At 67.2% G+C, this 500-nt stretch carries 1 protein-coding gene; it reads left to right on the forward strand.

The window, feature by feature from the left end; genetic code table 11:
- Positions 1–500 (forward strand): condensation domain-containing protein (locus CGA22_RS27040; RefSeq protein ID WP_188258765.1); only part of this gene is annotated, 500 nt, incomplete at both ends.

The raw sequence follows: 500 nt of genomic DNA on the forward strand, positions 1-500 counted from the left end.
TTCCTCGAACTCGGTGGCCATTCCCTGCTGACCGTGCAACTGCAAGCCCGCCTGCACCAGGACCTCGGCGCCGAGATCGACCTGCGCACCCTGTTCGCCCAGACCTCCCTGAGCGAACTGGCCCGACACGTCGAGCAGGCCGGTCAATCACGGCTCCAGGCGATTGCCGTGGTCTCCCGCGAGCAGCCGCTGCCGCTGTCCCTGGCCCAGCAGCGCTTGTGGTTCCTCGACCAACTGGACCACGCCGCCAGCGTCGCCTACCACATGCCCGCCGCCCTGCACCTGCGCGGCAGCCTGGACCGCCAGGCCTTGCAACGGGCCCTGGACCGCATCGTCGCCCGTCACGAAAGCCTGCGCACCACCTTCAAACGCCAGGACGGCGAAGTACGCCAACGTTTCGCTCCGGCCGACCTCGGTTTCACCTTGGTTGAGCATGACCTGCAAACCCTAGACGTCGAGGCCCGGCAACAGGCCGTCGAACAGCTGTCCCAGGAAGAAGC

Origin of the sequence: Pseudomonas sp. PSB18 (assembly GCF_014596565.1) — a bacterium.
GTDB lineage: Bacteria > Pseudomonadota > Gammaproteobacteria > Pseudomonadales > Pseudomonadaceae > Aquipseudomonas.